The 26,278-nt window shown below is 70.9% G+C and carries 21 protein-coding genes; 9 read left to right on the plus strand and 12 right to left on the minus strand.

The window, feature by feature from the left end; genetic code table 11:
- Positions 1 to 106: 106 nt before the first annotated feature.
- On the plus strand, positions 107 to 1,294 hold the full coding sequence (locus O2L52_RS09745; RefSeq protein ID WP_270115185.1) for a chymotrypsin family serine protease: 1,188 nt from the start codon (positions 107 to 109) through the stop codon (positions 1,292 to 1,294).
- A 177-nt stretch (positions 1,295 to 1,471) separates the two neighbouring features.
- On the opposite strand, the gene O2L52_RS09750 is transcribed toward O2L52_RS09745, so the two are convergent.
- Positions 1,472 to 2,596 carry a hypothetical protein gene (locus O2L52_RS09750; RefSeq protein WP_270115186.1) on the minus strand — a complete coding sequence of 375 codons (1,125 nt, stop codon included), beginning with the start codon at positions 2,594 to 2,596 and terminating at the stop codon, positions 1,472 to 1,474.
- A 211-nt stretch (positions 2,597 to 2,807) separates the two neighbouring features.
- Here O2L52_RS09750 and O2L52_RS09755 point away from each other — a divergent pair, with 211 nt between their 5' ends.
- Together O2L52_RS09755 and O2L52_RS09760 are read left to right on the plus strand one after the other, a co-directional pair.
- On the plus strand, positions 2,808 to 3,785 hold the full coding sequence (locus O2L52_RS09755) for an MBL fold metallo-hydrolase (RefSeq protein WP_270115188.1): 978 nt from the start codon (positions 2,808 to 2,810) through the stop codon (positions 3,783 to 3,785).
- A gap of 30 nt (positions 3,786 to 3,815) precedes the next feature.
- Positions 3,816 to 4,730, plus strand: coding sequence for a DUF6891 domain-containing protein (locus O2L52_RS09760; protein WP_270115189.1), 915 nt, complete (start codon positions 3,816 to 3,818; stop codon positions 4,728 to 4,730).
- Positions 4,731 to 4,943: 213 nt separating this feature from the next.
- Here O2L52_RS09760 and O2L52_RS09765 read toward each other — a convergent pair whose 3' ends face one another.
- Complete coding sequence (locus tag O2L52_RS09765) at positions 4,944 to 5,798, minus strand: NAD-dependent epimerase/dehydratase family protein (protein ID WP_270115190.1); 855 nt, start codon at positions 5,796 to 5,798, stop codon at positions 4,944 to 4,946.
- 140 nt (positions 5,799 to 5,938) lie between these two features.
- The gene (locus O2L52_RS09770) at positions 5,939 to 7,735 is read right to left on the minus strand and encodes a serine/threonine-protein kinase (protein WP_270115191.1); all 1,797 of its coding nucleotides are present in this window, start codon (positions 7,733 to 7,735) and stop codon (positions 5,939 to 5,941) included.
- A 166-nt stretch (positions 7,736 to 7,901) separates the two neighbouring features.
- Here O2L52_RS09770 and O2L52_RS09775 point away from each other — a divergent pair, with 166 nt between their 5' ends.
- Positions 7,902 to 8,777: an MBL fold metallo-hydrolase gene (locus O2L52_RS09775; RefSeq protein ID WP_270115192.1), complete on the plus strand. Its 876-nt coding sequence runs from the start codon at positions 7,902 to 7,904 to the stop codon at positions 8,775 to 8,777.
- A gap of 229 nt (positions 8,778 to 9,006) precedes the next feature.
- On the opposite strand, the gene O2L52_RS09780 is transcribed toward O2L52_RS09775, so the two are convergent.
- Positions 9,007 to 9,666 carry a nucleoside/nucleotide kinase family protein gene (locus tag O2L52_RS09780; protein WP_270115193.1) on the minus strand — a complete coding sequence of 220 codons (660 nt, stop codon included), beginning with the start codon at positions 9,664 to 9,666 and terminating at the stop codon, positions 9,007 to 9,009.
- A gap of 157 nt (positions 9,667 to 9,823) precedes the next feature.
- On the opposite strand from O2L52_RS09780, the gene O2L52_RS09785 reads away from it, so the two are divergent.
- The 3 genes from O2L52_RS09785 to O2L52_RS09795 all read left to right on the plus strand — a co-directional run bounded on the left by O2L52_RS09785 (position 9,824) and on the right by O2L52_RS09795 (position 12,735).
- A complete protein-coding gene (locus O2L52_RS09785; RefSeq protein WP_270115194.1) occupies positions 9,824 to 10,864 on the plus strand; it encodes an NAD(P)-dependent alcohol dehydrogenase in 1,041 nt (346 codons plus the stop codon).
- Positions 10,865 to 11,000: 136 nt separating this feature from the next.
- Positions 11,001 to 11,369, plus strand: a complete 369-nt coding sequence (locus O2L52_RS09790) for a PadR family transcriptional regulator (RefSeq protein ID WP_270115195.1) — start codon at positions 11,001 to 11,003, stop codon at positions 11,367 to 11,369.
- A gap of 1 nt (position 11,370) precedes the next feature.
- A complete protein-coding gene (locus O2L52_RS09795) occupies positions 11,371 to 12,735 on the plus strand; it encodes a permease prefix domain 1-containing protein (protein ID WP_270115196.1) in 1,365 nt (454 codons plus the stop codon).
- A 58-nt stretch (positions 12,736 to 12,793) separates the two neighbouring features.
- Here the strand turns inward: O2L52_RS09795 and O2L52_RS09800 are convergent, their stop codons facing one another.
- The 7 genes from O2L52_RS09800 to O2L52_RS09830 are packed head-to-tail and all read right to left on the minus strand — an operon-like array spanning position 12,794 to position 20,444.
- Positions 12,794 to 13,795: a sugar phosphate isomerase/epimerase family protein gene (locus O2L52_RS09800; RefSeq protein WP_270115197.1), complete on the minus strand. Its 1,002-nt coding sequence runs from the start codon at positions 13,793 to 13,795 to the stop codon at positions 12,794 to 12,796.
- Entirely contained in the window at positions 13,788 to 14,633 is an 846-nt protein-coding gene (locus O2L52_RS09805) for a sugar phosphate isomerase/epimerase family protein (protein ID WP_270115198.1), read from the minus strand. Before O2L52_RS09805 ends, O2L52_RS09800 begins: the two co-directional genes overlap by 8 nt.
- Positions 14,630 to 15,832 (minus strand): substrate-binding domain-containing protein, encoded by a 1,203-nt coding sequence (locus O2L52_RS09810; RefSeq protein WP_270115199.1) that lies wholly within the window; start codon positions 15,830 to 15,832, stop codon positions 14,630 to 14,632. The genes O2L52_RS09805 and O2L52_RS09810 overlap by 4 nt, the downstream gene beginning before the upstream one ends.
- A 16-nt stretch (positions 15,833 to 15,848) precedes the next feature.
- Positions 15,849 to 16,844 carry an ABC transporter permease gene (locus tag O2L52_RS09815; RefSeq protein ID WP_270115200.1) on the minus strand — a complete coding sequence of 332 codons (996 nt, stop codon included), beginning with the start codon at positions 16,842 to 16,844 and terminating at the stop codon, positions 15,849 to 15,851.
- Positions 16,841 to 17,845 carry an ABC transporter permease gene (locus O2L52_RS09820; protein ID WP_270115201.1) on the minus strand — a complete coding sequence of 335 codons (1,005 nt, stop codon included), beginning with the start codon at positions 17,843 to 17,845 and terminating at the stop codon, positions 16,841 to 16,843. The genes O2L52_RS09815 and O2L52_RS09820 overlap by 4 nt, the downstream gene beginning before the upstream one ends.
- Positions 17,842 to 19,353, minus strand: coding sequence for a sugar ABC transporter ATP-binding protein (locus tag O2L52_RS09825; protein WP_270115202.1), 1,512 nt, complete (start codon positions 19,351 to 19,353; stop codon positions 17,842 to 17,844). Before O2L52_RS09825 ends, O2L52_RS09820 begins: the two co-directional genes overlap by 4 nt.
- On the minus strand, positions 19,350 to 20,444 hold the full coding sequence (locus O2L52_RS09830; protein WP_270115203.1) for a Gfo/Idh/MocA family protein: 1,095 nt from the start codon (positions 20,442 to 20,444) through the stop codon (positions 19,350 to 19,352). Before O2L52_RS09830 ends, O2L52_RS09825 begins: the two co-directional genes overlap by 4 nt.
- A 70-nt stretch (positions 20,445 to 20,514) precedes the next feature.
- Here O2L52_RS09830 and O2L52_RS09835 point away from each other — a divergent pair, with 70 nt between their 5' ends.
- Both O2L52_RS09835 and O2L52_RS09840 read left to right on the plus strand, forming a co-directional pair.
- Positions 20,515 to 21,792, plus strand: a complete 1,278-nt coding sequence (locus O2L52_RS09835) for an ROK family transcriptional regulator (RefSeq protein ID WP_373897012.1) — start codon at positions 20,515 to 20,517, stop codon at positions 21,790 to 21,792.
- Positions 21,793 to 21,794: 2 nt separating this feature from the next.
- A complete protein-coding gene (locus O2L52_RS09840; protein WP_270115205.1) occupies positions 21,795 to 22,724 on the plus strand; it encodes an aldo/keto reductase in 930 nt (309 codons plus the stop codon).
- A gap of 254 nt (positions 22,725 to 22,978) precedes the next feature.
- Here O2L52_RS09840 and O2L52_RS09845 read toward each other — a convergent pair whose 3' ends face one another.
- Positions 22,979 to 26,248, minus strand: a complete 3,270-nt coding sequence (locus O2L52_RS09845) for a DUF4132 domain-containing protein (protein ID WP_270115207.1) — start codon at positions 26,246 to 26,248, stop codon at positions 22,979 to 22,981.
- Positions 26,249 to 26,278: the final 30 nt, after the last annotated feature.

Below are 26,278 nucleotides of genomic sequence, written 5' to 3' on the forward strand. Positions count from 1 at the left end.
TCCGGGTTTCCAACTCGGCGGCCACGGTCCCAGTCACGGCTTTCGACCCTTGTCCATCGGACAGGTCGCCGCCGAGACGACTCCCCTCCGAGAGACTGGACGGAACATGACGAAGACACGTGCGCTCATCGCGCTCGCATCATCCGCACTCCTCCTCGCCCCCGCAGCGGCCGCGAATGCCGAAGCGCCCGAAGCAGGTCCCTACCTCCAGACCGCCGACGAAGCCCTCGCCCAAGACCTCACCCTCATCGCCGCGGCCCAAGGCTGGACCTACGCCGAAGCACTCGCCCAGCACAAGGCGGCCGAAGCGATCGGGGACCTGGCAGTCGAGGTCGCGGCGGCGTACCCTGACGCTTTCGTCGGGTCCGCACTGTCCACAGAGCCCGGTGGAACCCCCACGCTCTACATCAAGGGCACCGCCGCCCCGGCGATCAATGCACTCGCCGCGTCGGCCGAGGTCGCCGTCCGCATCGCCGACGACCAGCCGTATTCGTTCGTCGAACTGGAAGCGCGCAGTGCCAAGCTGCACGCCGAGCTCATCGGCATGGGCTACGACACCCTCATGACGGCCGTCGACATCACCAGCGGCACCGTCGAAGCCGAGATCGAGACCACGACGGAGCTCTCGTCCAGCAGGACGAGCGTTCGAGCCGCCCTGTCCGAGGAGTTCGACGAGGGCGTCGAACTGAACTTCATCGACTCGCTGGACGCCGGGCTCGAATACGCCTTCGGGGGCGCCAGGGTCAACGGCGACGGATCGTGCACCAGCGGCTGGACCGTCATCACTCCAAGGGGTGCCCAAGGCGTGACCACCGCCGGCCACTGCGATGGCATGACCCGCATCTACGAAGACGGCACCGGCTGGCACGCGATGGACTACCGGGCGCAGCATCGCGGCCAGTGGGGCGACGTCGAATGGCACAGCGTGCCCGGCCAGTCCACTCCTGCCCGGTTCTACGCCAATGCGAGCACGCGTCGCACCACGTCCTCCATCGAACCGGCCTCCGGACTCACCACCGGCGAATCGATCTGCGTCTACGGCCGGAGCACCAATGAGCGTGACTGCTCGGCGCTGTTGTTGCGCCCCAGCATCAGATGCACGATCGACGGCGTCAGCACCGACCGTCTGGTCCAGATGAACAAGCACGTCACCACCGACGGCGACTCCGGTGGCGGCTGGTCCCACGGCAACCGGGCATACGGAGGCCATGTGGGCCACTGCTCCGGAGACAGTGTCTTCACGCCGGTCGCCTACTTCCCCAACGCACTCGGCGTCTCGGTCAGGACCGCCTGACTCGGATCGAGAGCGCGGACGATCGCCGAACTGCTCCACTTGCGGTTCGGCGATCGTCCGCGTGAGCCGTTCGGTCAGCGGCGTCCGCTCAGCGCGTTGGATTCGGGTGGCCCTCGAGTCCCTCACTGCTCGGTGCGGCGAGCAGGCGGACCCAGGTGCCCGGTTCGGGGACGGCCGCTACTTCCCGGCGAGGTAGTCCTGCGCGTTGGCGAGGTACTCCTCGATCTCCTGCTCCCAGGCGTAGACCTCGGATTCGCGGTCGATGACCCTCTCGACGCTCATGCGGGCCCAGGCCTCGTCCGAGCCCTCGCGCAGACCGCTCTCCTCAGCGCATTCGGCGAAGTCGAGGGCCATCGCGAGCTCGAACGCCACCGGGTCAGCGTCCTCGGCGTCATCGGGGAGCGGCGGCAGCTCCTCGCCTTGGTCGTCGACGCCACTGCCCTCGACCTGGCCGAGGTACTGCCAGGTGGGCAGCCACCCCAGGTCGTCGAAGTCCCATTCGCCGTAACCGCGATCCTCGACGCAGATCAGGAAGTCCTCCTCCTGGTCGGCATAGTCGTTCGAGAGCTCGGCGTAAAGCTCACCGTCGCCGATCCAGGTGAGCGGGCTCTCCAGGTCCGGCCGGCTCCAGTAGTCCTCGCCGTCGATCTCCCGGTGGAGCACTTCGCCGTAGACGGTCTCGATGGTCTTCAGTTCGCAGCCACCGAAGGGCGGCTGCGGGCCCAGCGCCTCGGTGTCGACCGCCTCGACCTCCTCCGGGGTGTCGGCCCCTTCGTAGGCCTCTGACATGGCCTTCTCGTACGCGGCTCGCTCCGGGCCGACGAACGCCACGGTCCAGGCATCCTTGTACTCCTCGTCCGTCGCGTCCCACTCCGCGTACGCGGCGTTCTCGGCGGGATCGCTCCAACCCTGCTCCTCGGCGGTGAAGGCGAGGAAGTCCAGGTCTTCGCGCATGGCAAGGGCCTCTTCGGATTCGGAGGCCCAAACCCAGATGCCGAAACCGAACTCCTGCGCCTGCTCGACCGTGGGGATGCGCGAGTACGGGGCGTCGAAGCCCTCGAAGCGGTTGGGGTACGTGTTGCCGTGCAGCGCGCTCGAATTGTGGACGGTGAAACCCTCGTCCTGCATGCATATGCTCGCGACGCGGGCCTCGGCCTGGCTGAGTTCCCAGGCCAGCGCGGAGCCGTTCACGATGCTGGCCTCGATGGCGGTGATGTCCTCGGCGGTGACCTCGGTTTTCGGATCTGAGCATCCGGCGACGGCGAAGGCTCCGGCGAGCAGGGTGATCGCGGCACGGCGCATCTCGGCGACCGCCTTCCAGGGGGTTCAGGCAGGGGCGGGACTGTCGCGCCACTGTAGCGAATCGTTCGAAAGGTGTACGACCGAAGTCGCGCGTCCGGTTGCACCTTTGGTCGGGAGCGCTTGGGGCGCAGTTCATCCGCTGACACGAGGTGCGGGCTCGCGGGGGTGGTGAGACTGGTGGTGTCAGTCCCTTCGACCTCAAGGAGTCCGCATGACCGCGACACGCCGCCGCAGCCTGTTGGCCGCCGGCGCATTGGGCACCCTTACCGTGGGTGCCATGGCTTTCAAACAGCGTCCGGCGGGTGCCGAGGAGACAGGGGGTTCGGGCCGCCCTGTGCGGTTCCGTCCGGGCGGGTGCACGCCCGACCTGGAGGTGGACTGGCACGCGGGCTGGCCGTCGCCGAAGCACGATCCGGCGCCGGAGATCCAGTCGCACGCCGCCGACGAGCACACTGTCATCATGCGGCAGAACAAGTCCGTGCACTATGAGGCGCCGTTCATGTTCCTGCTGTTCGGCAATGACGCGGCGCTGCTGATCGACACCGGCGCGACGCCGGAGCCGGCGTACTTCCCGCTGCGCGAGGTCGTGGATGCGCACATCGAGGCGTGGCTGCGCCGCCACCGGCGCGAGGAGTACCGGCTGATCGTCGTGCACACGCACGGCCACGGCGACCACAAGGCCGCTGACGCGCAGTTCGCGGACCGGCCGGACACCACTGTGGTCGGTCCGGGTCTCGATGCGGTGCGGGCGTTCTACGGGTTCGAGGACTGGCCGCAGACGCCGCGCGAGCTCGACCTGGGCGGCCGGATCGTCGACGTCGTGCCGGGGCCGGGGCACCACGCGTCGGCGACGGTGTTCTACGACCGGTGGACGAGCCTGCTGCTCACCGGCGACACGTTCTACCCGGGCCGGCTGTACGTGCAGGACTGGAACGCATTTGAGGCCACTGTGGACCGAATGGTGGCGTGGTGCGATGAGCATCCGGTGTCGCACCTGCTGGGCTGCCACGTCGAGATGTCAGTGGCTCCGGGCCTCGACTACCCGCGCGGCACGACGTACCAGCCGGACGAGGCCGCGCTGCCGATGCGAGTGGCACAGCTTCGGGCGCTGCAGGCGGCCGTGCGGGAGATCGGCGGCGCTCCTGGCGTGCACAAGTACGACGACTTCCACATCTGGTACGAGGTCTGACCCCTGGAGGCGGCGTCGTAGGGTGGCCGGATGAGCGAGACCCCTGACGAACCGCTGGCGATCCGCGGCTACGACGACCGGAACCGGACGTTCGCGCACCTCAGCGCGGACGCGCTCGGCGAGCGTGTGCGCGGGCTCGATGACGGGTCCCTGGAGTGGATCGTCGTGCAGCGGGTCCCGGACCTGCCGTACGACACGATCCAGGCCGGGGGCGGGTCCGGTTCCGGGCGCGTCGACGTGTCGTACCGGGTCGGCGACGAGCCGTGGCTTGAGGCGTCGCTTCCGGTGGAGGCGGCGGCCGCGGTCTTCGTGGCCTGGGCGCGCAACGAACCCGGTTGGGAGGGAGCGCATCCGTGGGAGCCGGCGGAGTGGTGGGACGAGGAGCCGGTGCCCGCGCCCTCCCCCGAGGCGGCCGCGGAGACCACGGTCCTGGCCGCCAAGTATCTCGAGATGGGGTACCTGTCGTTCGACCGAATGGTGCAGGACCTCGAGGAGATGTCCGAGGCGGACCCGCCGATCACGCGGGCCCAGGCGCGCGAGATCCTCGCCCCGATGTGGCGCGAGCGGGTCGCGGAGCAGGCGGGCTGGGGCGTCACGGACTGCGACCGGCTGACCGAGGCGTTCGCGGAGCTCGACCGGGGCGGGATCGTCGCGCGGGAGCACTTCGCGTGCTGCCAGCGGTGCGGCACCACCGAGATCTGGGACGAGGCCGACCCCGAGCACCGCGGGTACGTGTTCTTCCATATGCAGGACACCGAGTCCGCGCATGACGGCGTGCTGTACCTCGCCTACGGATCGCGGTCGGACCTGGTGGAGGAGACCCTCGCGGTGGGGCACGACGTGGTCAAGACCCTGCAGGCGCACGGGTTCCAGACCGCTTGGGACGGTTCGGAGCGCACCCGGATCAGGATCACGGACCTGGAGTGGCGCAAACGCCTGCAGTAGGTCCTATAGGAAATAGGATCTACGATCCCGACTCGGGAGACCGGATCCTATAGGATAGATCCTATAGGATTTGGACCGTAGCCACCGGCGCCAGGCCCTGCGGTAACGGAATCGCGGTCTGAGCGAGGCCCAGCGGTAACGGGATCGCGGTCTGAGCGCCCTTGCAGGACATGACAAAGGGCGGTACCGCGCGGTCCCGCCCTTCGCTTCGCCTCAGACGTGGTCGCGCCAGGTGTGCTTCGGGTCGAAGCCGAGGATCCGGCGGGCCTTGTCGATCGACAGGAGCGTCTCGTGGCCGGCGACGGGCCGCTCGAGCTCGAGGTCCGGGTAGTAGGCGGCGACGAGTTCCGGTGTGGGCGTGGACATCACGGTGTCAGGCGAGGCGATCACGAAGACCTCCTTGCCGGTGCCTTCGCGTTCGAGCCCGAGGCGGATCGCGAGCGCGCCGTCGCGGGCGTCGATGTAGGACCAGAGGTTCCAGTCGCGGAGCTTCGGGTCCGCTTCGAAGGCGGGGAAGGCGGCGTAGTCCTCGACGTACATGACGTTCGAGAAGCGCAGGCCGGTGGCCTTGAGGGCGGGGTTCCAGCGGCAGAGCTGGCCGACCATGGCCTCTTCGAGGGTCTTGACGAGCGAGTAGGTGGACTCGGGCCGGGGCTCGTACTCCTCGTCGACCGGCAGGTACGGGGGCGGGGTCTCGAAGGGGAGGCCGAGCACGGTCTCGCTCGAGGCCCAGACGACGTTGTCGATGCCGGCGGTCTTGGCGGCGGCGAAGACGTTGTAGGTGCTGAGCATGTTGTTGTGGAAGACCGCCGAATTGGGGCGCAGCCCCGGGGCGGGGATCGCGGCGAGGTGCACGACGGCGTCGAGGCGGTCGTACCGGTCGTCGACGCCGGTGAGCGCGGAGACGACCTGGCCGAAATCGGTGAGGTCGATCTGCAGGAACGGCGCGAGGCCGTCCGGCGAGGGGGCGCGGTCGAGGTTGACGACCTCGTACCCGTGCTCCACCAGGTCGCGGACGCAGGCTCGTCCGAGTTTGCCGCTGCCGCCGGTCACCGCCACGCGTGCCATGCTTTTCCCCCATGTGTTGATCGGTACATCAGCCCGCAGCCTACGACCTGGAGCGCACTCCAACCCAAACGGCCTGCTTATTGGGGTGCTTGCGCTTAGCGACCATCCCTAGCCCCACCCACCCAGGGGAGGCCGGCGGCTCAGTAGAGCACCCCGGTCCAGGTGTAGGAGGGGTCGTTGGCCCAGGACGCCTCGCAGTCGGAGCTCGAATACCCGTCGTACTCGCATTCCTCCACGTACAGCTCGTACTGGGTCAGCGGCTCCTCCTCGCTCTCGGTGAACAGCTCCCCCGTCCAGGTGTAGGAGGGGTCGTTGTACCAGGAGGTCTCGCATTCGGATGTGGAGTAGCCGTCGTACTCGCATTCGGCGAGGTAGGCCTCGCGCTCCTCCGAAGTGTCGTCCTCGTCGTCCGTGAACAGCTCCCCGGTCCAGGTGTAGGAGGGGTCGTCGGCCCAGGACGCCTCGCAGTCGGAGGTCGAGTGCCCGTCGTACTCGCAGTCCGCGATGTACACCTCGCGGGAGCCCGCGGTCTCGGCCGCGGCCGTCTCCTCGTAGTAGGTCGACTCGTCGGTCACGTCGTCGGAGTACAGCTCCCCCGTCCACGTGTAGCCGGTGTCGTTCGTCCATGACTCCTCGCACTCCGATTCGGAGTACCCGTCGCTCTCGCAGTCCTCGACGTAGTCCACACGGTCGCTGGAGGGGGTGTAGGAGTCGTCGCCATCGCCGTAGACGCGCCAGAGGACGACGGCGAGGAACACGACGATGAGGAGCGCGAGGAACACGCCCATGACGGTGTTGCCCTGCGACGGTGCGGCGGCGGGCGGGACCGGCGGCGGGGAGGCGGTGACGTGGACGGGCGGCGGGACCGGCCGGTAGGGCGAGGGCTGCGGCTTGGAGCGCTGCGGCCCGGGAGGCGAGGGCTGCGGCTCGGAGGACTGCGGCCCGGGAGGCGACGGCTCCAGCTCGTAGTGCTGCGGCCGGCCGACCCAGGTGGGGCGGTTCGGGTCGGTGATCAGGGTGGGGCCGTTGTCGACGAGGGTGGCGTCCTCGCCCGCGTTGCCGAGGAGGCGCACGAGTTCGCGGTGCTGCTCCTCGGCCAGAGCCGAGACGGCGTCGGGCCAGGGTCGGGTGGCCGGCGGGACGGTGCCGATGAGCGCGAGCAGGCTCGCCGGGTCGGGCCGGTCGGCCGGGTCGGCGGCGAGGCACCGCGCGGCGATCTCGCGCAGGCGCCCTGGTACGGGGCCGAGGTCGGGTTCGGCGCGGACCACGTTGTTCATCACGTCGAAGGTGGAGGCGGCCGCGAACGGGCTGGATCCGGTGCAGGCCATGACGAGCACCGAGCCGAGCGAGAAGACGTCCGACGCGGGGGTGAGCGGCTGCGACCGGGCCTGTTCGGGCGACATGAAGCCGGGGGTGCCCACCACGGCGCCGGTCCGGGTGAGGTCGGCGCCCTCGACGGTGCGGGCGATGCCGAAGTCGATCACCCGGGGGCCGCTCGCCTCCAGGATGACGTTGCTCGGCTTGAGGTCGCGGTGGATCACGCCGGCCTCGTGGATGGACTCCAGGGCCGAGGCGAGTCCGGCCGCCAAGCGGAGCACCACCGCTTCGGGGAGGGGCCCGGCCGCCTCGACCGCTTCGCCCAGGGTGGGGCCGCGCAGGTAGTCGGTGGCGAGCCACGGGATCGGATCGTCCGGGCCGGCCTTGACGACGGCGGCCGTGTAGTGACCGGAGACCTGGCGCGACTTCTGGACCTCCTCGCGAAACCGGGCCCGGAACTCCTCGTCCTCGACCAGCCATTCGCGGATCATCTTGACGGCCACCAGTCGCCCGTCGAGTCCGGCGCCCAGCAACACCCGCCCCATCGCGCCTCGTCCGAGTTCCGCGAGGATCCGGTAGGGGCCGATCCGTTCGATGTCGTTGGGGGGCAGGGGTTGCATGGGTCCTCCGATGGTGCGAGATCCAGTCGCGGCGCTCCGGGGCGAGCCGAGTCAAGGCTACTGAAGCACGCCTCATCACGGATCCGTCCCGACGATCGACCGAACGGGCGCGGCCGGGTCCGGACTCGGCGGGCGGGCCGGGGCCGGACGTGGCAGGATCGCGGCCATGCCGCTCCACACACCACGCCTCCGCGTCGGGTCGACCGAGATCATCGCCCTCGCCGATGGCGTGGGGCCCTTCCCTTTCACGTCCCGCGAAGCCGCCTTCCCGGAGGCCACCGCCGAGCAGTGGGCGGCCGTCGACAGGTTCGACCCCGGCGCGGTCGATGCGAAGGGCCGCTGGTCCCTCAACTTCCGGGCGTTCGCGATCCGCGGCCCCGAAGGCGTCACCGTGGTGGACGCCGGGATCGGCCCGGCCGACGCCGCCGCGACCTGGGCGCCCCTCCCCGGCAAGCTCCCGGAGTCGCTGGCGGCGGCGGGCATCAGTCCGTCTGAAGTAGACACCGTGGTGCTCACGCACCTCCACACCGACCACATCGGCTGGGCCGTCGTGGCCGAGGAGGCCGCGACCACGAGCGGGGACGGGCCGAGCACCGGCCTCGGCGCCTTCTTCCCCAACGCCGCCTATCTGATCCAGCGGGCCGAGTTCGACGCCGTCGACACCCTCAACCCGCAGCTGCGCGCGTCGCTGATCGACCCGCTCCAGGCGTCCGACCAGCTCCGGCTGCTCGACGGGGACGCCCCGCTGCGCGACGCGGGCCGGGTCGTCGCGACGCCGGGGCACACCCCCGGGCACCAGAGCGTGCTCGTCGCCGACGGCCGCGAGTCGGTGCTCATCACCGGCGACCTGCTCGTCCACGCGATCCAGGCGCTCTATCCGGAACTCGCCTACATGTTCGAGATCGACCCCGAAGAGGCAAGGCGCTCAAGGGAACGACTGCTGGCGACTGAGCCGGGGGCGACCCGGTACCTCGCCACCTCGCACCTGACCGCACCGTTCACCGCCGTGCCGCCCACTGCAACGCCGTTCACGGAGGCCTGAGCGCTCAGCCCGCGAGGCGCCGGAGGCGCTCATACTTCTCGGCGGTCTCGTCGTCGGCCCGGCTGAACACGGTCAGGCGTACGCCCCAGCCGGTGCGCACCGCGTGGATCATTGCAGTGCAAGCGTTCTCGGTACTGGTGAACCGGGGGTCGCGTGTGCGAGCGCTACGACGAGACGCAGCCACGCCTCCGGGAGGGCGTAGCGGGTCCGCGACCGGGCCCGTCTCGGCCTACGCGTCAGGCCGGCCGATGCCCAAGGCCTCGAAGTCGATCACGAGATCGGCGCGATGCCTGGAGGCGCGGATGCGTTCGGCGTTGCGCTCGTCGACGTCGGCGACCCAGGAGCGGGCGCGTTCGGGCGACTTCCCGAACCGCTCATGGCGGGCCACGAGCCGCGCCAGCCGCAGCGGCTCGGGCGTCTCGCAGTACCAGACCTCGGTGAGGGCGGCCCGCACACGGGGCCAGGGGCCGTCCTCGTCGAGGAGGTAGTTCCCTTCGGTGACCACGATGCCGGCCTCGGGCGGGACGGCGATCGAGCCGGCGACGGGTTCGCCGACGCGGCGGTCGAACTCGGGGGCGTAGATCGTCGCTTCCCGTTCGGCCGCAACGCGTTCGAGCAGGGCCCGGTAGCCGTGGCCGTCGAAGGTGTCGATCGCGCCCTTGCGTTCGCGGCGGCCGAGGCGCACGAGTTCGGCGTTCGCCAGGTGGAACCCGTCCATCGGGACCTGCACGGCCCGGCGGCCGTCCTGTTCGAGCGCGTGCGCGAGCCATGCGGCGGCGGTCGATTTGCCCGCGCCGGGGCAGCCGGCGATGCCGATGAGCACGCGGCCCGGCGCGGTGAGGGCCTTCGCGCGGTCCAACAGCGCCTGGGGGTCGTCTGCGATGTCCACGCGCCGAACCTAGCCGACGGCCCGCCCGCGCGGGTCCCCGGCGGTCCGGATTCGGGCCTCCCGCGGCCCGCCCCGGGTTACGGTGACCGGGTCAACCGGGCCTGCCAGCAGCGGTTTCGCGGCGGGTCGGCCGTTCACGCAAGATCCGGAGGAGTCCATGAGAGCCCTGCAGTACCGCGAGATCGGCGCGGCCCCGGAGGTCGTCGAAGTCCCCACGCCCGAGCCCGGGCCCGGGGAGGTGCTCCTGGAGGTCACGGCCGCCGGGGTGTGCCACTCCGACATCGCCGTCATGTCCTGGCCCGCCGAGGGGTTCCCGTACGCGCTGCCGCTGACGCTCGGCCACGAGGGCGCGGGGACCGTGGCGGCGGTCGGCGACGGCGTGCACGGTCTCGAGGTCGGCGAGTCCGTGGCCGTCTACGGCCCGTGGGGCTGCGGGCGCTGCGTGAAGTGCGCCGCGGGCAAGGAGAACTACTGCCAGCGCGCCGCCGAGCTGGGGATCAACCCGCCCGGTCTCGGCGCGCCCGGCGCGATCGCCGAGTTCATGATCGTGGACGACGCGCGGCATCTCGTGCCGCTCGGCGACCTGGACCCGGTGCAGACCGTGCCGCTCACCGACGCGGGGCTCACGCCGTACCACGCGATCAAGGGTGCACTGCCGAAGCTGATGCCCGGTTCGACGGCCGTGGTCATCGGCACGGGCGGGCTCGGGCATGTGGCGGTGCAGCTGCTGCGGGCGCTCACGACCGCGCGGGTCATCGCGCTCGACGTCTCGGAGGAGAAGCTGGCGCTCGCGCGCCGGGTGGGGGCGCACGAGACGGTGCTCTCGGATGCGGAGGCGGCCGGGAAGGTGAAGGAGCTGACCGGCGGGATCGGGGCGCAGGCGGTGTTCGACTTCGTGGGCGTGGCGCCGACCGTGGCGACGGCGGGCGCGTGCGCGGCGGTGGAGGCTGACGTGGTGATCGTGGGGATCGGCGGCGGGACGCTGCCGGTGGGGTTCGGGGCGCTGCCGTTCGAGGTGTCGGTGAAGGCCCCGTACTGGGGTTCGCGCGATGAGCTGGTCGAGGTGTTCGACCTGGCCCGCGAGGGTTTGGTGGACGTGCACGTGGAGCGGTTCTCGCTCGACGAGGCGCCGGAGGCGTACGAGCGGCTGCACGCCGGGACGATCGACGGGCGCGCGGTGATCGTGCCGAACGGCTGACCGGTACACAGGGGGCCGGGCGTGTGCCCGGCCCTTCGTCGTGTCCTGACCTGGTGTCTTGCGGAACTCGTACCCTAGCGCTACGATGCATAGAACCTCAAGGCATAGAACTACTAGGGTTAGGAGGCACCCTCTCATGCACATCGCCAAAGACCTCGTCGCCGCCTCGGCGACACCCCTGGTCCTCGGCATCCTCGCCGAAGAGGAGAGCTACGGCTACGCGATCCTCAAGGAGATCAGCGAACGCTCCGGCGGCCGCCTCGAATGGACCGAAGGCCTGCTCTACCCCCTGCTCCACCGCCTCGAGCGGCTCGGCCACGTCGAGGCCCACTGGCGCACCCCCGACGGCGGGCGGCGCCGCAAGTACTACGCCATCACCCCCTCGGGCCTCAAGGAACTGGCCGAGCAGCGCAAGCAGTGGGACGCCGTCTCCGAAGCGCTGCAAGACATCTGGAAAGCCACGCGGTCGATCGTCCCGGCCCCTGGCCCGGTACTGGAGGGCTGAGATGAGACCCGAGAACGACACCGAGCTCGAAACGCAGATCGCCGAATGGCGCTCCTACATGCTGCGCCGCCGCGCCGTCGCCAGCGCCGACGTCGACGAGCTCGAGGACCACCTCCGCGAGCGGGTCGCCGACCTCACCGAGACGGGCCTGCGCCCCGACGAGGCGTTCCTCATCGCGGTGAAGCGCATGGGCCGCATGGACGAGCTCTCCCGCGAGTTCGCCCGCGAGCACTCCGACCGGCTGTGGAAGCAGCTCGTGCTCACCGACGAGGACGCGCCCGCCGAGGCCGAGCGGCGCCGCGGCCTGCTCGTCATGGTCGTCTGCGCGGCCCTCGGCGTGCTGGCGGTGAAGCTCCCGGCGCTGTTCGGCTTCGGGTTCGACGACAGCGCCGAGTTCTACGGGCGCAACATGGGCCTGCTCATCCTCGCGCCGCTCACGGTGTACTTCGCGTGGCGCCGCAGGGTCTCCCGCAACACCGTGCTCGCACTGGCCGGCCTGTTCGCGCTCGGTGCCTTGGGTGCCAACGTGTACCCGGTGGCGGACGATTCGCAGTCCATAGTGCTCAGTGCGATCCATCTGCCGCTGGCGCTGTGGCTGGTCGTCGGCGTCGCGTACGCCGAAGGCGACTGGCGCTCGGGGCAGCGGCGCATGGACTTCATCCGCTTCAGCGGCGAGTGGTTCATCTACCTCGTGCTCATCGGCCTCGGCGGCGGCGTGCTCACCGGGATCACCATCGGCACGTTCAGCGCCATCGGGATCGACGCCGAGACGTTCATCAGCGAATGGCTCATCCCCTGCGGCGGCGCGGCCGCCGTGGTCGTCGCGGCCTGGCTCGTGGAGGCGAAGCAGAGCGTCATCGAGAACATGGCGCCGGTGCTCACCCGCGTGTTCACGCCGCTGTTCGCGGTGACGCTGGTGGCCGTGCTCGTGGCGATCGCGGTGACCACCAACGCGATCGACGTCGAGCGGGACATGCTCATCCTCTTCGACCTGCTGCTGGTGGTCGTGCTCGCCCTGGTCCTGTACTCGATCTCGGCGCGCGACCCGGGCGCTCCCCCGGGGGTCTTCGACTGGATGCAGCTCGCGCTCGTGGTGAGCGCCCTGCTCATCGACGTGCTCGTGCTCATCGCGATCCTGGGCCGGATCACCGAGTTCGGGTTCACGCCGAACAAGAGCGCGGCGCTCGGCGAGAACCTGATCCTGTTCGTGAACCTCGCCTGGACGGCGTGGCTGTACTGGGGGATCGTGAAGGGCCGCAAGCGGTTCGCACTGCTGGAGCGGTGGCAGACGGACTACGTGCCGGTGTACGCGGCGTGGGCGTGGATCGTGGTGCTGGCCTTCCCGCCGCTGTTCGCGTTCGCCTAGGGGCGAGACGACCCCGGGCCGCTCGCGCGGCCCGGGGTCTCATCCTTTGCGGATCGGTCTAGTCGGAGCTGAACGCGGCGTCGAAGGAGGCCGTCGGCTTGTCGAAGTTCAGGTTCCGCACGTACTCGAGGGCTTCGGGGGCGCCGCGGAGGCGGTCCATGCCGGCGTCCTCCCACTCGATGGAGATCGGGCCCGCGTAGCCGATGGCGTTGAGCACCCTGAAGCAGTCCTCCCAGGGCACGTCGCCGTGGCCGGTGGACACGAAGTCCCAGCCGCGCCGCGGGTCGCCCCAGGCCAGGTGCGAGCCGAGGCGGCCGTTGCGGCCGTCGAGGCGCTTGCGGGTGTCCTTGCAGTCCACGTGGTAGATCCGCTCGCGGAAGTCCCACAGGAACGCGGCCGGGTCGATGTCCTGCCACACCATGTGGCTCGGGTCCCAGTTGAGCCCGAACGCGGTCCGGTGGCCGACCGCCTCGAGCGCGCGGTGGGTCGACCAGTAGTCGTAGGCGATCTCGGAGGGGTGCACCTCGTGCGCGAAGCGGACGCCCACTTCGTCGAAGACGTCGAGGATCGGGTTCCAGCGGTCCGCGAAGTCGTCGTAGCCGGCCTCGATCACCGCTTCGGAGACGGGCGGGAACATCGCCACGTACTTCCAGACCGCGGAGCCGGTGAAGCCAACGACCGTGTCGACGCCGAGCTTCGCGGCGGCCTTCGCGGTCGCCTTCATCTCCTCGGCGGCGCGCTTGCGCACCCCTTCGGGCTCGCCGTCGCCCCACACGCGGGAGGGGAGGATCGCCTGGTGGCGGTCGTCGATCGGGTCGTCGCAGACCGCTTGGCCCACAAGATGGTTGGAGATCGTCCACAGCCCCAGGCCGTGGGACTCCAGGATCCCCTTGCGCTCGGCCACGTAGTCGTCGTCCTCGGCGGCCCGCACCACGTCGAGGTGGTCGCCCCAGCAGGCCACCTCCAGCCCGTCGTAGCCCCAGCCCGCGGCGAGCCGGCACACCTCCTCGAACGGCAGGTCGGCCCACTGGCCAGTGAACAGGGTGATCGGTCTAGGCATCGGTGAGACTCCTCAGATAGGTCAGTCCGTCGACGGCGAGGGCGTCTTGGGTCGGCGCGAGCGCCCGCCAGATGGAGGCGGCCGTCGCGATAGTGGCATTGTGCGCGGTGAACGACTCGATGACAAGTGGTCCGGTGTACCCGGCCAGGTCGAGCGCGTGCAGGATCCCAGCCCATGGGAGGTGGTCGCGGCCGGGCGAGCCCCGGTCGTTCGCGCTCACCTGGACGTGTCCGATGCGGTCCCCCGCGCGCACGATCGCCGCCGGGATGTCGGTCTCCTCGATGTTCATGTGGTAGACGTCGAGGGCCAGTGCGGTGCCGGGCAGACCATCAAGTGATTCCAGTGCCTGGTCGACGGTGTTGACCAGGCTGGTCTCGTAGCGGTTCAACGGTTCTACGGCGATGTGGACGCCGCACTCGGCCGCGTAGTCGGCGACGGGGGCGAGGTGCTCGCGCAGTTCGCGGTAGGCCGCGGGCCGGTCCGCGATGCGCCAGGTGCGGCCGACCGAGGCGTACGCCGGGCCGGCGATCACCTTGGAGCCCACCGCGACCGCCGCGTCGACGACGCGGCGGAGGTAGGCCTGGGTCTCGGCGACCACGGCCCGCGGGGCGTCCACGAGTTCGCGGCCCGGGCCCATCACGAGCACCACGGTGGCGTCGAGGCCGAGTCCTTTGAGGAGCTCATTGGCGCGCTGCGGGTCCCAGTCGCCGGGCGACTCGACCGGGAGCTCGATCGTGTCGAACCCCCAGTCGCGCACGCGCACGGCGAGCCGGGCCAGGGCCTCGTCATCGAGCGGCGAGGCCCAGACCCAGGTGTTGACGCCGATCTTTCGGGTCAACGGTCGCGCCAGGCGTCGGGGAAGCCCGGCAGGTCCTCGCCGCCGAACTTCGCGTAGTGCAGTGAGGGCATCTCGGCGTTCCGTTCCAGGTACTCGTCGCGGTCGGCTTCGGTGATCGGCTCCTGCGGGAGCACCCACTCGGCCGGCACCTGCTCGCCGTTCAGGATCATCGTGGCAGCGAGCACCGGGGTGCGCCACTGGAAGTTCGAGTACACCGGGGCGATCGCGGTCATCCCGGTCTCCTCCCACTTGCGCATGAAGGAGAGCTCGTCCTCGCCGGCCATGACCGGGTAGGGCTTCCCGGCGTCCTCGAACGCCTCGATCGCGGCCACCGCGCCGTCGCCGGCGTCCATCCAGATGCCGTCCACGTCGCCGCGCTGCAGGTACTGGGTGACGATGTTCTTGATCTCGGCGGCGTCGCCGCCGGTGAACTCGTTGCCGAGCACTTCGAGCTCGGAGTCGCCGAAGATCTGCTGCGCCGCGGCCCAGCGGTGCTCGAGCACGTCCACACCCGGGAGGATGCGCAGCGCCAGCACCTTCGAGCCCGGCTCGAGGTTCTCGACCAGGAACTCGGCGGCGTCCGCGCCGTAGGCGTAGCCGCCGATCGGGTGGATGAACGTGGTCGCGCAGTCGGTGTTCACGCCGCGGTCGAACACGATCACCGGAATGCCTGAGGCGCAAGCGGTCTCGACCGCGGGCGTGAGGGTCGCGGTGGTCGAGGGCGAGATGATGAGCGCGTCGCACTCGCCGGAGTCGACGAACGCCTGGATGTCGGAGATCTGCTGGTCGTCGTCGTCACCGGCGTCCGAGGTGCGGAACTCGCCGATCTCGCCCGCCTCCTGGAGGACCTTCACCTGCTCCTGCATGGTGATCCAGCCGGTCACGCGCCACGGGTTGGAGACCGAGGCGTTCGAGAAGCACACGGTGGCGTCGCCGCCTTCGCGGGTGAACGCGCTCGTGTCGACCCATTCGGGCTCGATCGCCTGCAGCCAGGGCGTGTTCGGGTCGCCTTCGGGTTCGATGTCGCGCTGGGCGAGCTGCTCGTCGTACTCGGCCTGGACGAACCACTCGCCGGAGTCGGCCGCGGGGGCGGACTCGTCGGTGGCGGCGTCGTCGGCGGGGGCGTCGGTGGTGCAGCCTGTCGCGAGGAGCAGCCCGAGGGCGGCCGCCGCGGCGAAGGCTAGGCGTGTCGTCTGCATGATGCGGACCTTCTTTTCATGAGGGACTGGCAGTGGTTTGCAAGGCGGGTCGGGTGCGCCGCCGGGCGGCGTAGGCCACGGCGGCGATGATGATGGCGCCCTGCACCGCGGGCCGGAGCGTCGCGGGCAGCGCCATCTGGTTGAAGAGGGTGAACAGGGCCTCGATGGCGAGCGCCCCGGCCATGGCCGCGAGGGCCGTGCCGCGGCCGCCGCCGAGCGCGACGCCGCCGAGGACCACCGCGGTGATCACGGTGAACTCCAGGCCCTCGCCGACCTGGGCGCTCACGCCCGCGAACCCGCCGATGAGGATGCCGGCCACGGTCGCGGAGACCCCGGAGAGGACGAACGCGGCCGTGCGGGCCGCGTCGACGCGGGCGCCGGAGAGCTTCGCGGCGAGCTCGTTGTCGCCCGAGGCCATGAGGATGCGCCCGAACCTGGTGCGCATCAAGAGGATCGCGCCGGCGCCGAGGGCGAGCATGATGAGCAGCGCCCACGGGATCTGGCCCACCAGCGGCACATCGGTGATGCCGAGCCGCCCCGGCGTGCGGAACGCCTCCGAGAGGCTGCCCGTGGGGGCGCCGCCGGTCCAGAGCCGGATCGCGCCGTACAGGACCAGGAGCATCCCGAGCGTCGTGATGAACGACTGGACCTTGAGGACGGTGGTGATGAGCCCGTTCACCAGGCCCACACCGATGCCGAACGCCAGCATCACGAGCATGACGGGGACCGTGCGGGACTCCTCGCCGTCGATGAGCCTTGCGGCGATCACCACCTGCGCGCCCACGAGCGCGCCCACGGAGAGGTCGAAGTTCCCCGAGACGATCACGAAGTACTGCCCGGCCGCCAGGATCACCAGCGGCGCGGCCTGCTTCAGGAACGCCATGAGTGAAGGGCCCTCGAAGAACCCCGGGTTGAGCGCGAGGATGCCGGCGAAGATCAGCACGAGCAGGAGGAACACCGTGCCGGTGCCGCCGCCCAGGAGCGCGGCGCCGAGCCTGCGGGCGCGGGTCATGACTGCCTCCCTTGCGTCGCGGCGAAGCGGGGTCTGCGGGCGGTGCGGTCGAGCTGGCGGCGGGCGTACAGGGCGACGGCCGTGATGATCACGGCGCCGCGCAGCACGTCCTTCGCGAACGGGTCGATCTGCATCACGTTGAACACGGTGTCGAGCACGGCCAGGATCGCCACGCCCGCAACGGTTCCCGCCACGCCGCCCTTGCCGCCGAGGAGGAGGGTGCCGCCGAGCACGACCGCGGCGATCGCGTCCAGCTCGTACAGGTTCGTGTAGGCCTCGGCCGAGCCGGTGCCGAACCGGGCCGCGAGCAGCAGCCCGGCGATCCCCGCACACATCCCGCACAGGACGTGGGCGGTGAGCAGCACGCGGGTGGTGCGGATGCCGGACATGCGGGCGACCTCGACGTCCCCGCCCACCGCGTACATGTGGTGGCCGGTGCGCGTCGACCTGAGGTACCAGACCGCCGCGGCGGCTACCGCGAGCATCACCAGCGCCGAGACCGGGACGAACCCGATCCGCGTGTACCCGAACTGCTGGAACACGGACGGCACGTCGCCGGCCGGGCCCTTGTACTGGGTGTCCAAGTAGCCCTTGAGGATCAGGCCGGTGCCGAGCGTCGCGATGAACGGGTTCACCTTGAGGAACGCGATGATCGCGCCGTTCGCGGAGCCGATGAGGCCGGAGACGAGGAGCACCAGGGCCACCGCGAGCGGAACGTTCGCGGCCTGTCCGTCCATGGTGGTCGCCGCCACGAGGCTCGAGAGCGCCGCCGTGTACCCGACCGAGAGGTCCAGGGAGCGGCACAGGATCACCAGGGTCATGCCGATGGCGAGGAACCCGGTGAGGCTGGTGCGGGTGAGCATGTCGACGAGGTTCGCGGTCGCGAAGAGGTTCCCGCCGTCCATCGCCACGGCGGCGGCGCCGAGCACGAGGACGCCCGCGAGGGCCAGGTAGATGAGGGCGGTGGTGCCCAGGCGGGGGCGAGGGGTCTGGGCGGTCATTCCGGTTCGCTCCCTTCGGCATCGGACGGGCCGGAGCGGCGGCCGGTGGCGTAGGCCATGACCTCCTGCTCGGTCGAGCCGCCGGGCAGCTCCCCGGCGATGCGGCCGTCGTGGAGGACCGCGATCCTGTCGGCGAGGCCGATGACCTCGATGAGCTCGGAGGCGATGAGCAGCACCGCGAGGCCTTCGGCCGCGAGGGAGCGGATCACGGAGTACAGCTTGTGCTTGGCGCCCACGTCGATCCCGCGCGTCGGCTCGTCGAGCACGATCACGCCGGGCTCGGCCGCGAGCCACTTGGCGACCACCACTTTCTGCTGGTTGCCGCCCGAGAGGAACTGGACCTCCTGGTCGTCGCCGCGGGCGACGAGGTCGAGGCTGGAGAGAAGCCCTTCGATGCGGCCCAGTCGCTGGCGGGAGTGGACGCGGGCGTTCGCGTCGAGCACCATGCGGGCGTTGGCCTTCACCGACTGGTGGAGCGCGAGCCCCTGGGCCTTGCGGTCCTCGGTGACGAGCGCGATCCCGGCGGCGATGGCCTTGCGGGGGCGGGAGAGCCGCACCGGCCGGCCGTCGACCGCGACCGTGCCGCGCGTGAACGGGGTGATCCCGAAGACCGCCTCGGCGATCTCGGTGCGGCCCGAGCCCTGGAGCCCGGCCAGGCCCACGATCTCGCCCGCGCGCACCTCCAGGTCGATACCGTCCACATAGTCGTTGCCACCGCCCTCGATCCTGAGCCGGACATCGCCGGTCTCCGTGCCCGGCAGGCGGGGCGGGAACTGGGCCTCGATGCGGCGCCCGACCATGCGGGTGACGAGCTCGTCCGGCGTGATGTCGGCCGTGGCGACGCTGTCGACGAGCCGGCCGTCCTTGAGGATCGTGATTCGGTCGCACAGGTCGAAGATCTCCCGGAGCCGGTGGGAGACATAGAGGACCGCGACACCGCGCTCGCGCAGGCGCACCACGAGCCGGTACAGCAGCGCGACCTCCGCGTCCGCCAGGGCGGCGGTCGGCTCGTCCATGCAGATGAGGTCCGCGCCCTGGGAGAGGGCCTTCGCGATCTCGGTGATCTGCTGGTGGGCTACGGAGAGCGTGCCGACCTTCGCGGTCGGGGCGAGGTCGTCGACCCCGAGATCGGCGAGCGCCGCGGCCGTGGCCTCGTTCATGGCCTTGCGGTCGATGCCGCCGCGGCGGCGCGGCTCGTGTCCGAGGTGGACGTTCTCGGCGACGGTGAGCTCGGGCAGGAGGTTGAACTCCTGGAAGACCGAGGCGACCCCGGCCTTCTGGGCGGCGGCGGGGTGGGTGAAGGCGACGGCGCGGCCGTCCAGCTCGACAGTGCCGGCGTCAGCGGTGTGGACGCCCGCGAGGATCTTCATCAGCGTGGACTTGCCGGCGCCGTTCTCCCCCACCAGGGCGTGGACCTCGCCCCTGCTCACGGTGAGGTTCACCGCGGAGAGCACCTGGACGCCGAGGAACGCTTTGCCGATGCCGCGCATGGCCAGGAGCGCGCTCATCGCGGCACCTCCGCCCAGTCGCGGCTGCGGCCCGAGGCGAACACGGCTTCGGCGATGCGCGCGGCGCGCAGGCCGTCGGCGAAGGTGGGCAGCCCGTCCGGGGCGTCGCCTTCGATGGCGGCGCGGGTGTCGGTCACGAAGGCGTCGAAGCAGTCCTGGTAGCCCTGCGCGTGACCCGCTGGGACGCGGGTCAGGCGGGCGGCGTCGGGGCTGAGGTGCTCGGGGTCGCGCATGAGGATCGCGTTCTGGTCGCGCCCGCCGAGCCAGAGCGTCTCGGGCTGCTCCTGGTCGAACGCGATGGTCGACTCGGTGCCGGAGATCTCCAGGAGCAGCCGGTTCTTGCGCCCGGCGGAGACCTGGCTGATCACCGTGGAGCCGACCATGCCCCCGGCGGTGGCGAACTGCAGCGTCACGATGTCCTCTGTGGAGACGTCGCGGCCGGAGCGCTGGCGGTTGGCGGTGGCGAGCTGGGCGTTGACGGCGGTGATGCGGTCGCCCGAGACGAACTCGAGGAGGTCGCACCAGTGGGACCCGATGTCGCCGAAGGCGCGCAGCGCGCCGCCTTTGTCGGCGTCCACCCGCCAGTTGTCGTCGCCGGGGCGGAGGAGCCAGTCCTGGAGGTAGGAGCCGTGCGCGAGGGTGAGGCGCCCGATCCGTCCACTTGCGACTCTGGCGCGGGCCTCGCGGACCATCGGGTGGAATCGGTAGACGAACGGCACGGTGGCGACCACGCCCGCGTCCCGCGCGGCCTCGGTCATCGCGCGGGCGGTCTCGGCGTCGGTCGCGAGGGGCTTCTCGCAGACGACGTGCTTCCCGGCCGCGATGGCGGCCAAGGCGATCGGGGCATGGAGGTGGTTGGGGACGCAGACGTGCACGACGTTCGCGGCGTCCAGCGCCGCGTCGAGGTCGTCGAACACCGTCTCGGCGCGGAGGTCCGCGGCGGCCTCGCGGGCCCGCTCCGGAGTGGACCCCGCGATCCCGGCGAGCGAACCGCCGGCCACGGCGATGGCGCGGGCGTGGACGCGCCCCATGAAGCCGGTGCCGATGACCGCTGCCCGGTAGTCCTGCCGGGTGATCGTGACGTGAACCATATGACGACCGTAGGGCAGACTTATGACAGCGCACAAGCAAAAGTTGTCGGCGTTATGAAACAGTTACGTCATGCCTCCGTCCAAACCCGTGTGGTTCACTAGTCGTGTGACAGATGGTTCGACGGCGCCCGGCTCAGCCGTGCCCGCTTCAACCGCGCCCCGCCGTGGCACCCCCGGCGCCTCGGTCGGCGCCGGAGCGCTGCTCCAGCTCCTGCGCGACGGCACCCCGCGAACCCGCTCCGAACTCTCCGCGCTCACCGGCCTCGCCCGCTCCACCGTCACCGGCCGCATCGACGCCCTCCTCGCCGCCGGGCTCATCGCCCCCACCGGCGAGACCGCCTCCACCGGCGGCCGGCCCCCCGCCACCTTCGCGTTCAACCCCGCCGCGCGCATCGTCCTCGGCGCCGACCTCGGCGCCACCCACGCCCGCCTCGCCGTCACCGACCTCGCCGGGAACGTCCTCGCCGTCACCACCGCCGACCTCGACATCGCCCAGGGCCCCAAAGCGGTCCTCGACTGGACCGTCGAACATGGCCTCGCCCTCCTCACCGAGGTCGACCGCCCCGCCTCAGATCTCCTCGGCATCGGCATCGGCCTCCCCGGCCCCGTCGAACACGACACCGGCCGCGCCGTCAACCCGCCGATCATGCCCGGCTGGGACGGCTTCGACGTCCCCGCCTACGTGCGCGAACGCATCCCCGTGCCCGTCATGGTCGACAACGACGTGAACATCATGGCCCTCGGCGAGCACTTCACCGCCTGGCCCGAATACGAGCACCTGCTCTTCATCAAGGCCGCCACCGGCATCGGCTGCGGCATCATCGCCGCCGGCCAGGTCTACCGCGGCGCGCAAGGCGCCGCCGGCGACATGGGGCACATCCGCGTCGCCGGCGCCGACGACGTCCACTGCCGCTGCGGCAACACCGGCTGCCTCGAAGCCGTCGCCAGCGGCGCCGCCATCGCCCGGAACCTCACCGCGCAAGGAGTCGACGCGGGCGGCTCGCTCGACGTCGTCGAACTCGCCCGCTCCGGCTCCGTCCCGGCCCTGCGCCTCGTCCGCCAGGCCGGCAGGGACATCGGCGAGGTACTCGCCGGGGCCGTCAACTTCTTCAACCCGTCGATCATCGTCATCGGCGGCTCCCTCGCGCTGGCCGGCGACCACCTCATCGCGGGCGTCCGCGAAGTGATCTACCAGCGCTCGCTTCCGCTGGCCACCAGGCACCTGCGCATCGCGGCCGCCCGCACCGGCGAGAGCAGCGGCGCGATCGGCGCGGGGGTCATGGTCATCGAGCACGCGCTCGACCCCGCCCGGCTCGACGCAAGCACTGAAATCAAGACGAACGGATGAACATGCAGCGCAACACCCTCGGCCGAACGGGCCTCGAAGTCACCCCGCTGTGCATCGGCACCAGCACGCTCGCCGGTTTCGACTCGGTGTACGGGTACGAAGTGGACGACGAGCGGGCGGTCCAGACGATCCTCGCGGTCTTCGACAGCGAGGTCAACTACCTCGACACCGGCAACAACTACGGCAAGGACGGCTTGTCGGAGCGGCGCATCGGCGAGGCCATCCGCCGCCGCGGCGGCCTGCCCGAGGGGTTCGTCCTGCAGACCAAAGTGGACGCCGACCCGGAGACGGGCGACTACTCGGGCGACCGGGTGCGGCGCTCGCTCGAGGAGAGCCTGGAGCGCTTGGGGGTCGACCACCTGCCGATCCTCGCGCTCCACGACCCCGAGTTCATGAAGCAGGACGGCTTCGCCCCCGGCGGCGCCCTCGAGGCGCTCGTGGAGATCCGCGAGTCCGGGGTGGCCGACCACCTCGCGGTCGCTTCGGGCGACGTGCAGCTGAGCCAGCGGTACCTGGACACCGGCGAGTTCGACATCGTGCTCAACCACAACCGGTACACGCTGCTCAACCGCGAGGCCGAGGAGCTGTTCACGAAGGCCCGCGCCGGCGGTCTCGGCGTCCTCAACGCCGCCCCGTACGGCGGCGGCATGCTCGCCAAGGGCCCTGCGCAGCAGCCGAAGTACTGCTACGGCGAACGCGACGAGGCGATCGCCGCGGCGGCCTTCGCGATGGCCGAGGCCTGCGAGCGGGCCGGCGTGCCGCTCATCGCGGCGGCCCTGCAGTTCTCAACCCGTTCCCCGCTGGTCGACTCCACAGTGGTCGGCATCTCCCGCCCCGAGCGCGCCGCCGAGACGATCGCGCTCCTCGACGTCGAGATCCCCGAATCCCTGTGGCAGGAACTGGAAGCGCTCGCCCCCGACGCGCGAATCTAAGCCCCGCCGCCCGGATCCTATAGGATATATAGTATAGGATCCGGGCGGAACGCGCCTTCGGGCGGAACGCGCCTTCGGGCGGAACGCGCCTTCGGGCGGAACACGCCTTCGGGCGGAACACGCCTTCGGGCGGAACACGCCCCCGGGCGGAACACGCCCCCGGGCGGAACACGCCCCCGGGCGGAACACGCCCCCGGGCGGAACACGCCCCCGGGCGGAACACGCCCCCGGGGAAGGCCCTTCCGGGCGCGCCCTTACGCGGACCTGATCAGCTTCGCGATCACGTTGATAGCCTCCGAGATCGCGACCGGGTCGACGTTGGCGCCCTCGGGGATCGAGAGCTCCACTATCTCCAAGGTCTGCTCCTCGGCGTTGTCGTACCCGTAGCCGGGGTGCACGCCGGGCTTCGAGTCGAGGTACAGGTAGCCGCCGCCCGCGAACTCGAGGTACAGGCCGTAGCCGCCGCGCCCGGGCGGGCCGCCGTACTTCCAACCGCGCTTGATCAGGCCGATGAGCGGCCCGCCGCCGGCCTTCGCACCCATGAACCGCTTGAGGACCCCGGTCGAGCGCTCCTCTTCGGTCAGCGCGAACGCGGGCCGGGCGAGCTGGTCGAACGGCTGCAGGATCTCGTAGTCGGCGAACACCGAGGCCCACACCTCGACCTCATCGCCCAAAGTCAGCGGGTGCGCCAAGCGCACCACCGCGTCCTCGGGCAGCTCGAACGGCTCGTCCTCGGCGTCGGCCAAGGTCCGGTCCTCGGCGAGCCGGAACGCAACGTCGCCCGCCTGCCACACCAGGCGGCTCGAGAGCTGCCACATGAGCGGGTGGTCGATCAGGAACTCCTGGAACTCGGCGGCGGTCCAGGTGCGGCCGGTGCCCATCGCCCCTTCAAGGCGCTTGACCTGCTCGGCCGCAGTGGCCTTGAGCTCCTTGCGAAGCGCTGCGAACCGTTCGTACGCGGGCCCGGCGAGCTCCGGGTCGTCCTTCGCGTTCGGCTTCGGCGCGCTCGCCTTCCGCTTCCCCTGGTCGTCGATCACGTACGGCTTCAGCGCCTCGTCGAACTTGATCGTGAAAGAGCGCGGCCCGTAGTCGAGCACCAGCGACTCCTCGGCCAGCCCGAAGTCCGGCACGAGCCGGTCCCCCAATTGATCGAGCGTGAGCTCGAGCCGCTCGGCGATCACCTCGATCTGCTCGGTCGCGGTCTTCTTGAGCGCCTTGAACTTCGCCTTCTGCGCAATGCCGTGCACGGCGCGCAGCGCCGCCTCCGACCCCACCCCGCCCAGCACCTCGAGGCCGCGCACGGCCTTGCGGTTCTGGCTCTGGCCCGGCCATTCGCGGATGCGCTCGGTCAGGTGGCGCACCGCGTAGTCGTCGGCGAACCGCTGCAGCTGGTCCATCGCCCACGCGTCCTTCGACGGCGAACCCGACGAGAGCCACAGCTCGAACAGGCCCCACGAGAACGCCGCGAGCGACTCCGGCTCGCACTCGGCGGCCAGCGCGTCGACGCCCGGGTACGGGCGCTCGGTCTGGTCCATCGCCAGCGCGGTCATCAGGGTGCGGACGGCCGCATCCGGCAGGGCCGCAGAGCGGTCCGCGAGCAGTACCTGCGGGAGGGCGCCCGGGTCGGCCCACGCGCCGGGCTTGGGGATGCGCGGCAGCTGGGGGTCGAACGGGTCGGCGTCCAGCAGGGCGGCGACGGCCTCGGCGGCCTCTTCGCCGTAGGCCGCGGCGCGTTCGTCCACAACGGACCGGTCGAGGTGCCGCAGTGCGTCCATGGCGGCCTTGCGGAGCTTCGCGTCCTTGCCCACGGCGTCCGGGATCAGGAACGCGGCGGCGTCGTCCGGGTACTGGTCGAGCCACGCCCTGGCGGCGGCGCGCTCGTTGCGGGAACGGGAGAGCCAGCCCGCGGCGAGCCGTGCGGCGTCGAGGTTCACGAAGGGCTGCAGGGCCTCCCGGAACGAGGTCTTGCGCTTGAGCAGCGCCATCACGTGCGCTTTGACCTCGTCCCCGTAGCGGGCGAGGATCGGTTTGAGCGTCGCCGTGGTGAGGGATTCCGAGGTGCCGTCCCATTTCGCGAGCAGGGGCCGGGTGCGGTCGTCGGGGGCGTAGGCGATGAGGTGGTTGAACGCCCAGTCCTTCGGGTCCTGGGCGTCCCTGGTGTGGCTCCAGCGGGCGGGGTCCGCCCAGTAGCCGGCCGCGTAGCCGGAGAGTTCGCGCCACTTGTCCTGCTGCCCTGGGGCCCAGCGGAGTTCGTCGAGGTCCGGGGGTGTGAGCGCGAGGGCGGCCCGCTTGGAGGCGGGCTTCGTGTAGGGGGTCCAAGGGGGCGTGGTGAAGACCTCGGGAACGGTCTCGGCGACGGGGTGGCGCCGGGTCACCAGCTCGGCGAGGCGGTCGCGGTCGGCGTCGTTCAGGGCCTCGGCGACGTCGAGCAGGCCGTTCGCGCGGGCGAAGCCGGCGAGGCGGATCTTCGTGGCGGCGTGGGCGTTCGCGGCGATCGTGAGGACCGCGCGCAGGGTCCGGACGGGGAAGCGGCGGGCGGCCTGGACGGCGGCGGCCATGGCGTGCGGGTTGGTGAGGTCGCCGAGGAGGTAGGCGAGGGCCGCGTCGGTGGGCAGGCGGCCGATGGCGTCGAAGAGGAGGTCGCGCACTTCGGTGCTCGGCCGGTCCTCGCCTTCGATGGTGTTCACGAGGATCGGGAGCGCGTCGGTGCCGAGGGCGTCGACGACCAGGGCGATCCGCTCGGGCACGTCGCCGTAGACGCCGATCGCGGTGGCGCCCGCGCGCTCGGCGTGCTCGGGCGTCGAGACGATGGTCCAGACCAGCTCCTGGCCGCCGTACCGCCGCCGCTTTGATCCCTTGTGGAGGTCGAGGGCTTCGCGGACCCAGTCCTCCTGGTCGGGCATGAGCATCGCCGCGCCGAACTTCTTCGCGTCGGTGGTGCGGTGCGCCGCGATCGCGTCGCGGACGGCCAGGTACTCGTCTTCGGGGAGAGCGGCGAGGAGGGAGCGCAGCCGGGCGATCCGGTGGAGGTGCGCGTTGAGGAGCGCGACCCGGTGGGCGTCGGGCTCCACGACGCTCACGCGCCCGTATGCGCCGCCGCTGCGGTTCCAGTAGTAGACCTCGTATCCGAGCATCTCGACCGCGGCGCGGCACGCGAAGGCGAAGCCGTGCGTGACGATCCAGGCGTCCCTGCCGAGGTCCTCGAAGTCCTGATGGGAGCCGGGGGCCACCTGGGCGAACATCAAAAGGGCGAGGGCTGCGCCCTGCGGGTCCGCCTCGCCGGCGATCCCGGCCCGGATCGTCGGCGCGTAGGCGGGGACGTCGAGCCCGTCGATGAGCTTGTCGAGGCGCTCGGCGCGCTCGGCGAAGAGCGCCTTCATCCGCTGCGGCGCATCGGGTTCGATGGTGACGGCGCGGGGGGTGCCGCGCCCGCGCCGGTCGAGGATGAACTCGTGCCACTCGTCGGGGAAGTCCACTCGGTCTTCGTCGACGGGCACCGGGATTGAGGGATCAGTTTCAGTCACGCCCATGAGCATAGGAAACCGGTACGACAC

The sequence above is a fragment of the Glycomyces algeriensis genome, from assembly GCF_027622855.1.
GTDB lineage: Bacteria > Actinomycetota > Actinomycetes > Mycobacteriales > Micromonosporaceae > Glycomyces > Glycomyces algeriensis.

What these genes read in the sequence shown, in the direction of transcription:
- O2L52_RS09745 (WP_270115185.1), top strand. Translation starts at nt 107, where the DNA reads ATGACGAAGACACGTGCGCTCATCGCGCTCGCATCATCCGCACTCCTC.
- O2L52_RS09750 (WP_270115186.1), bottom strand. Translation starts at nt 2,596, where the DNA reads ATGCGCCGTGCCGCGATCACCCTGCTCGCCGGAGCCTTCGCCGTCGCC.
- O2L52_RS09755 (WP_270115188.1), top strand. Translation starts at nt 2,808, where the DNA reads ATGACCGCGACACGCCGCCGCAGCCTGTTGGCCGCCGGCGCATTGGGC.
- O2L52_RS09760 (WP_270115189.1), top strand. Translation starts at nt 3,816, where the DNA reads ATGAGCGAGACCCCTGACGAACCGCTGGCGATCCGCGGCTACGACGAC.
- O2L52_RS09765 (WP_270115190.1), bottom strand. Translation starts at nt 5,798, where the DNA reads ATGGCACGCGTGGCGGTGACCGGCGGCAGCGGCAAACTCGGACGAGCC.
- O2L52_RS09770 (WP_270115191.1), bottom strand. Translation starts at nt 7,735, where the DNA reads ATGCAACCCCTGCCCCCCAACGACATCGAACGGATCGGCCCCTACCGG.
- O2L52_RS09775 (WP_270115192.1), top strand. Translation starts at nt 7,902, where the DNA reads ATGCCGCTCCACACACCACGCCTCCGCGTCGGGTCGACCGAGATCATC.
- O2L52_RS09785 (WP_270115194.1), top strand. Translation starts at nt 9,824, where the DNA reads ATGAGAGCCCTGCAGTACCGCGAGATCGGCGCGGCCCCGGAGGTCGTC.
- O2L52_RS09790 (WP_270115195.1), top strand. Translation starts at nt 11,001, where the DNA reads ATGCACATCGCCAAAGACCTCGTCGCCGCCTCGGCGACACCCCTGGTC.
- O2L52_RS09795 (WP_270115196.1), top strand. Translation starts at nt 11,371, where the DNA reads ATGAGACCCGAGAACGACACCGAGCTCGAAACGCAGATCGCCGAATGG.
- O2L52_RS09800 (WP_270115197.1), bottom strand. Translation starts at nt 13,795, where the DNA reads ATGCCTAGACCGATCACCCTGTTCACTGGCCAGTGGGCCGACCTGCCG.
- O2L52_RS09810 (WP_270115199.1), bottom strand. Translation starts at nt 15,832, where the DNA reads ATGCAGACGACACGCCTAGCCTTCGCCGCGGCGGCCGCCCTCGGGCTG.
- O2L52_RS09815 (WP_270115200.1), bottom strand. Translation starts at nt 16,844, where the DNA reads ATGACCCGCGCCCGCAGGCTCGGCGCCGCGCTCCTGGGCGGCGGCACC.
- O2L52_RS09820 (WP_270115201.1), bottom strand. Translation starts at nt 17,845, where the DNA reads ATGACCGCCCAGACCCCTCGCCCCCGCCTGGGCACCACCGCCCTCATC.
- O2L52_RS09825 (WP_270115202.1), bottom strand. Translation starts at nt 19,353, where the DNA reads ATGAGCGCGCTCCTGGCCATGCGCGGCATCGGCAAAGCGTTCCTCGGC.
- O2L52_RS09830 (WP_270115203.1), bottom strand. Translation starts at nt 20,444, where the DNA reads ATGGTTCACGTCACGATCACCCGGCAGGACTACCGGGCAGCGGTCATC.
- O2L52_RS09835 (WP_373897012.1), top strand. Translation starts at nt 20,515, where the DNA reads ATGCCTCCGTCCAAACCCGTGTGGTTCACTAGTCGTGTGACAGATGGT.
- O2L52_RS09840 (WP_270115205.1), top strand. Translation starts at nt 21,795, where the DNA reads ATGCAGCGCAACACCCTCGGCCGAACGGGCCTCGAAGTCACCCCGCTG.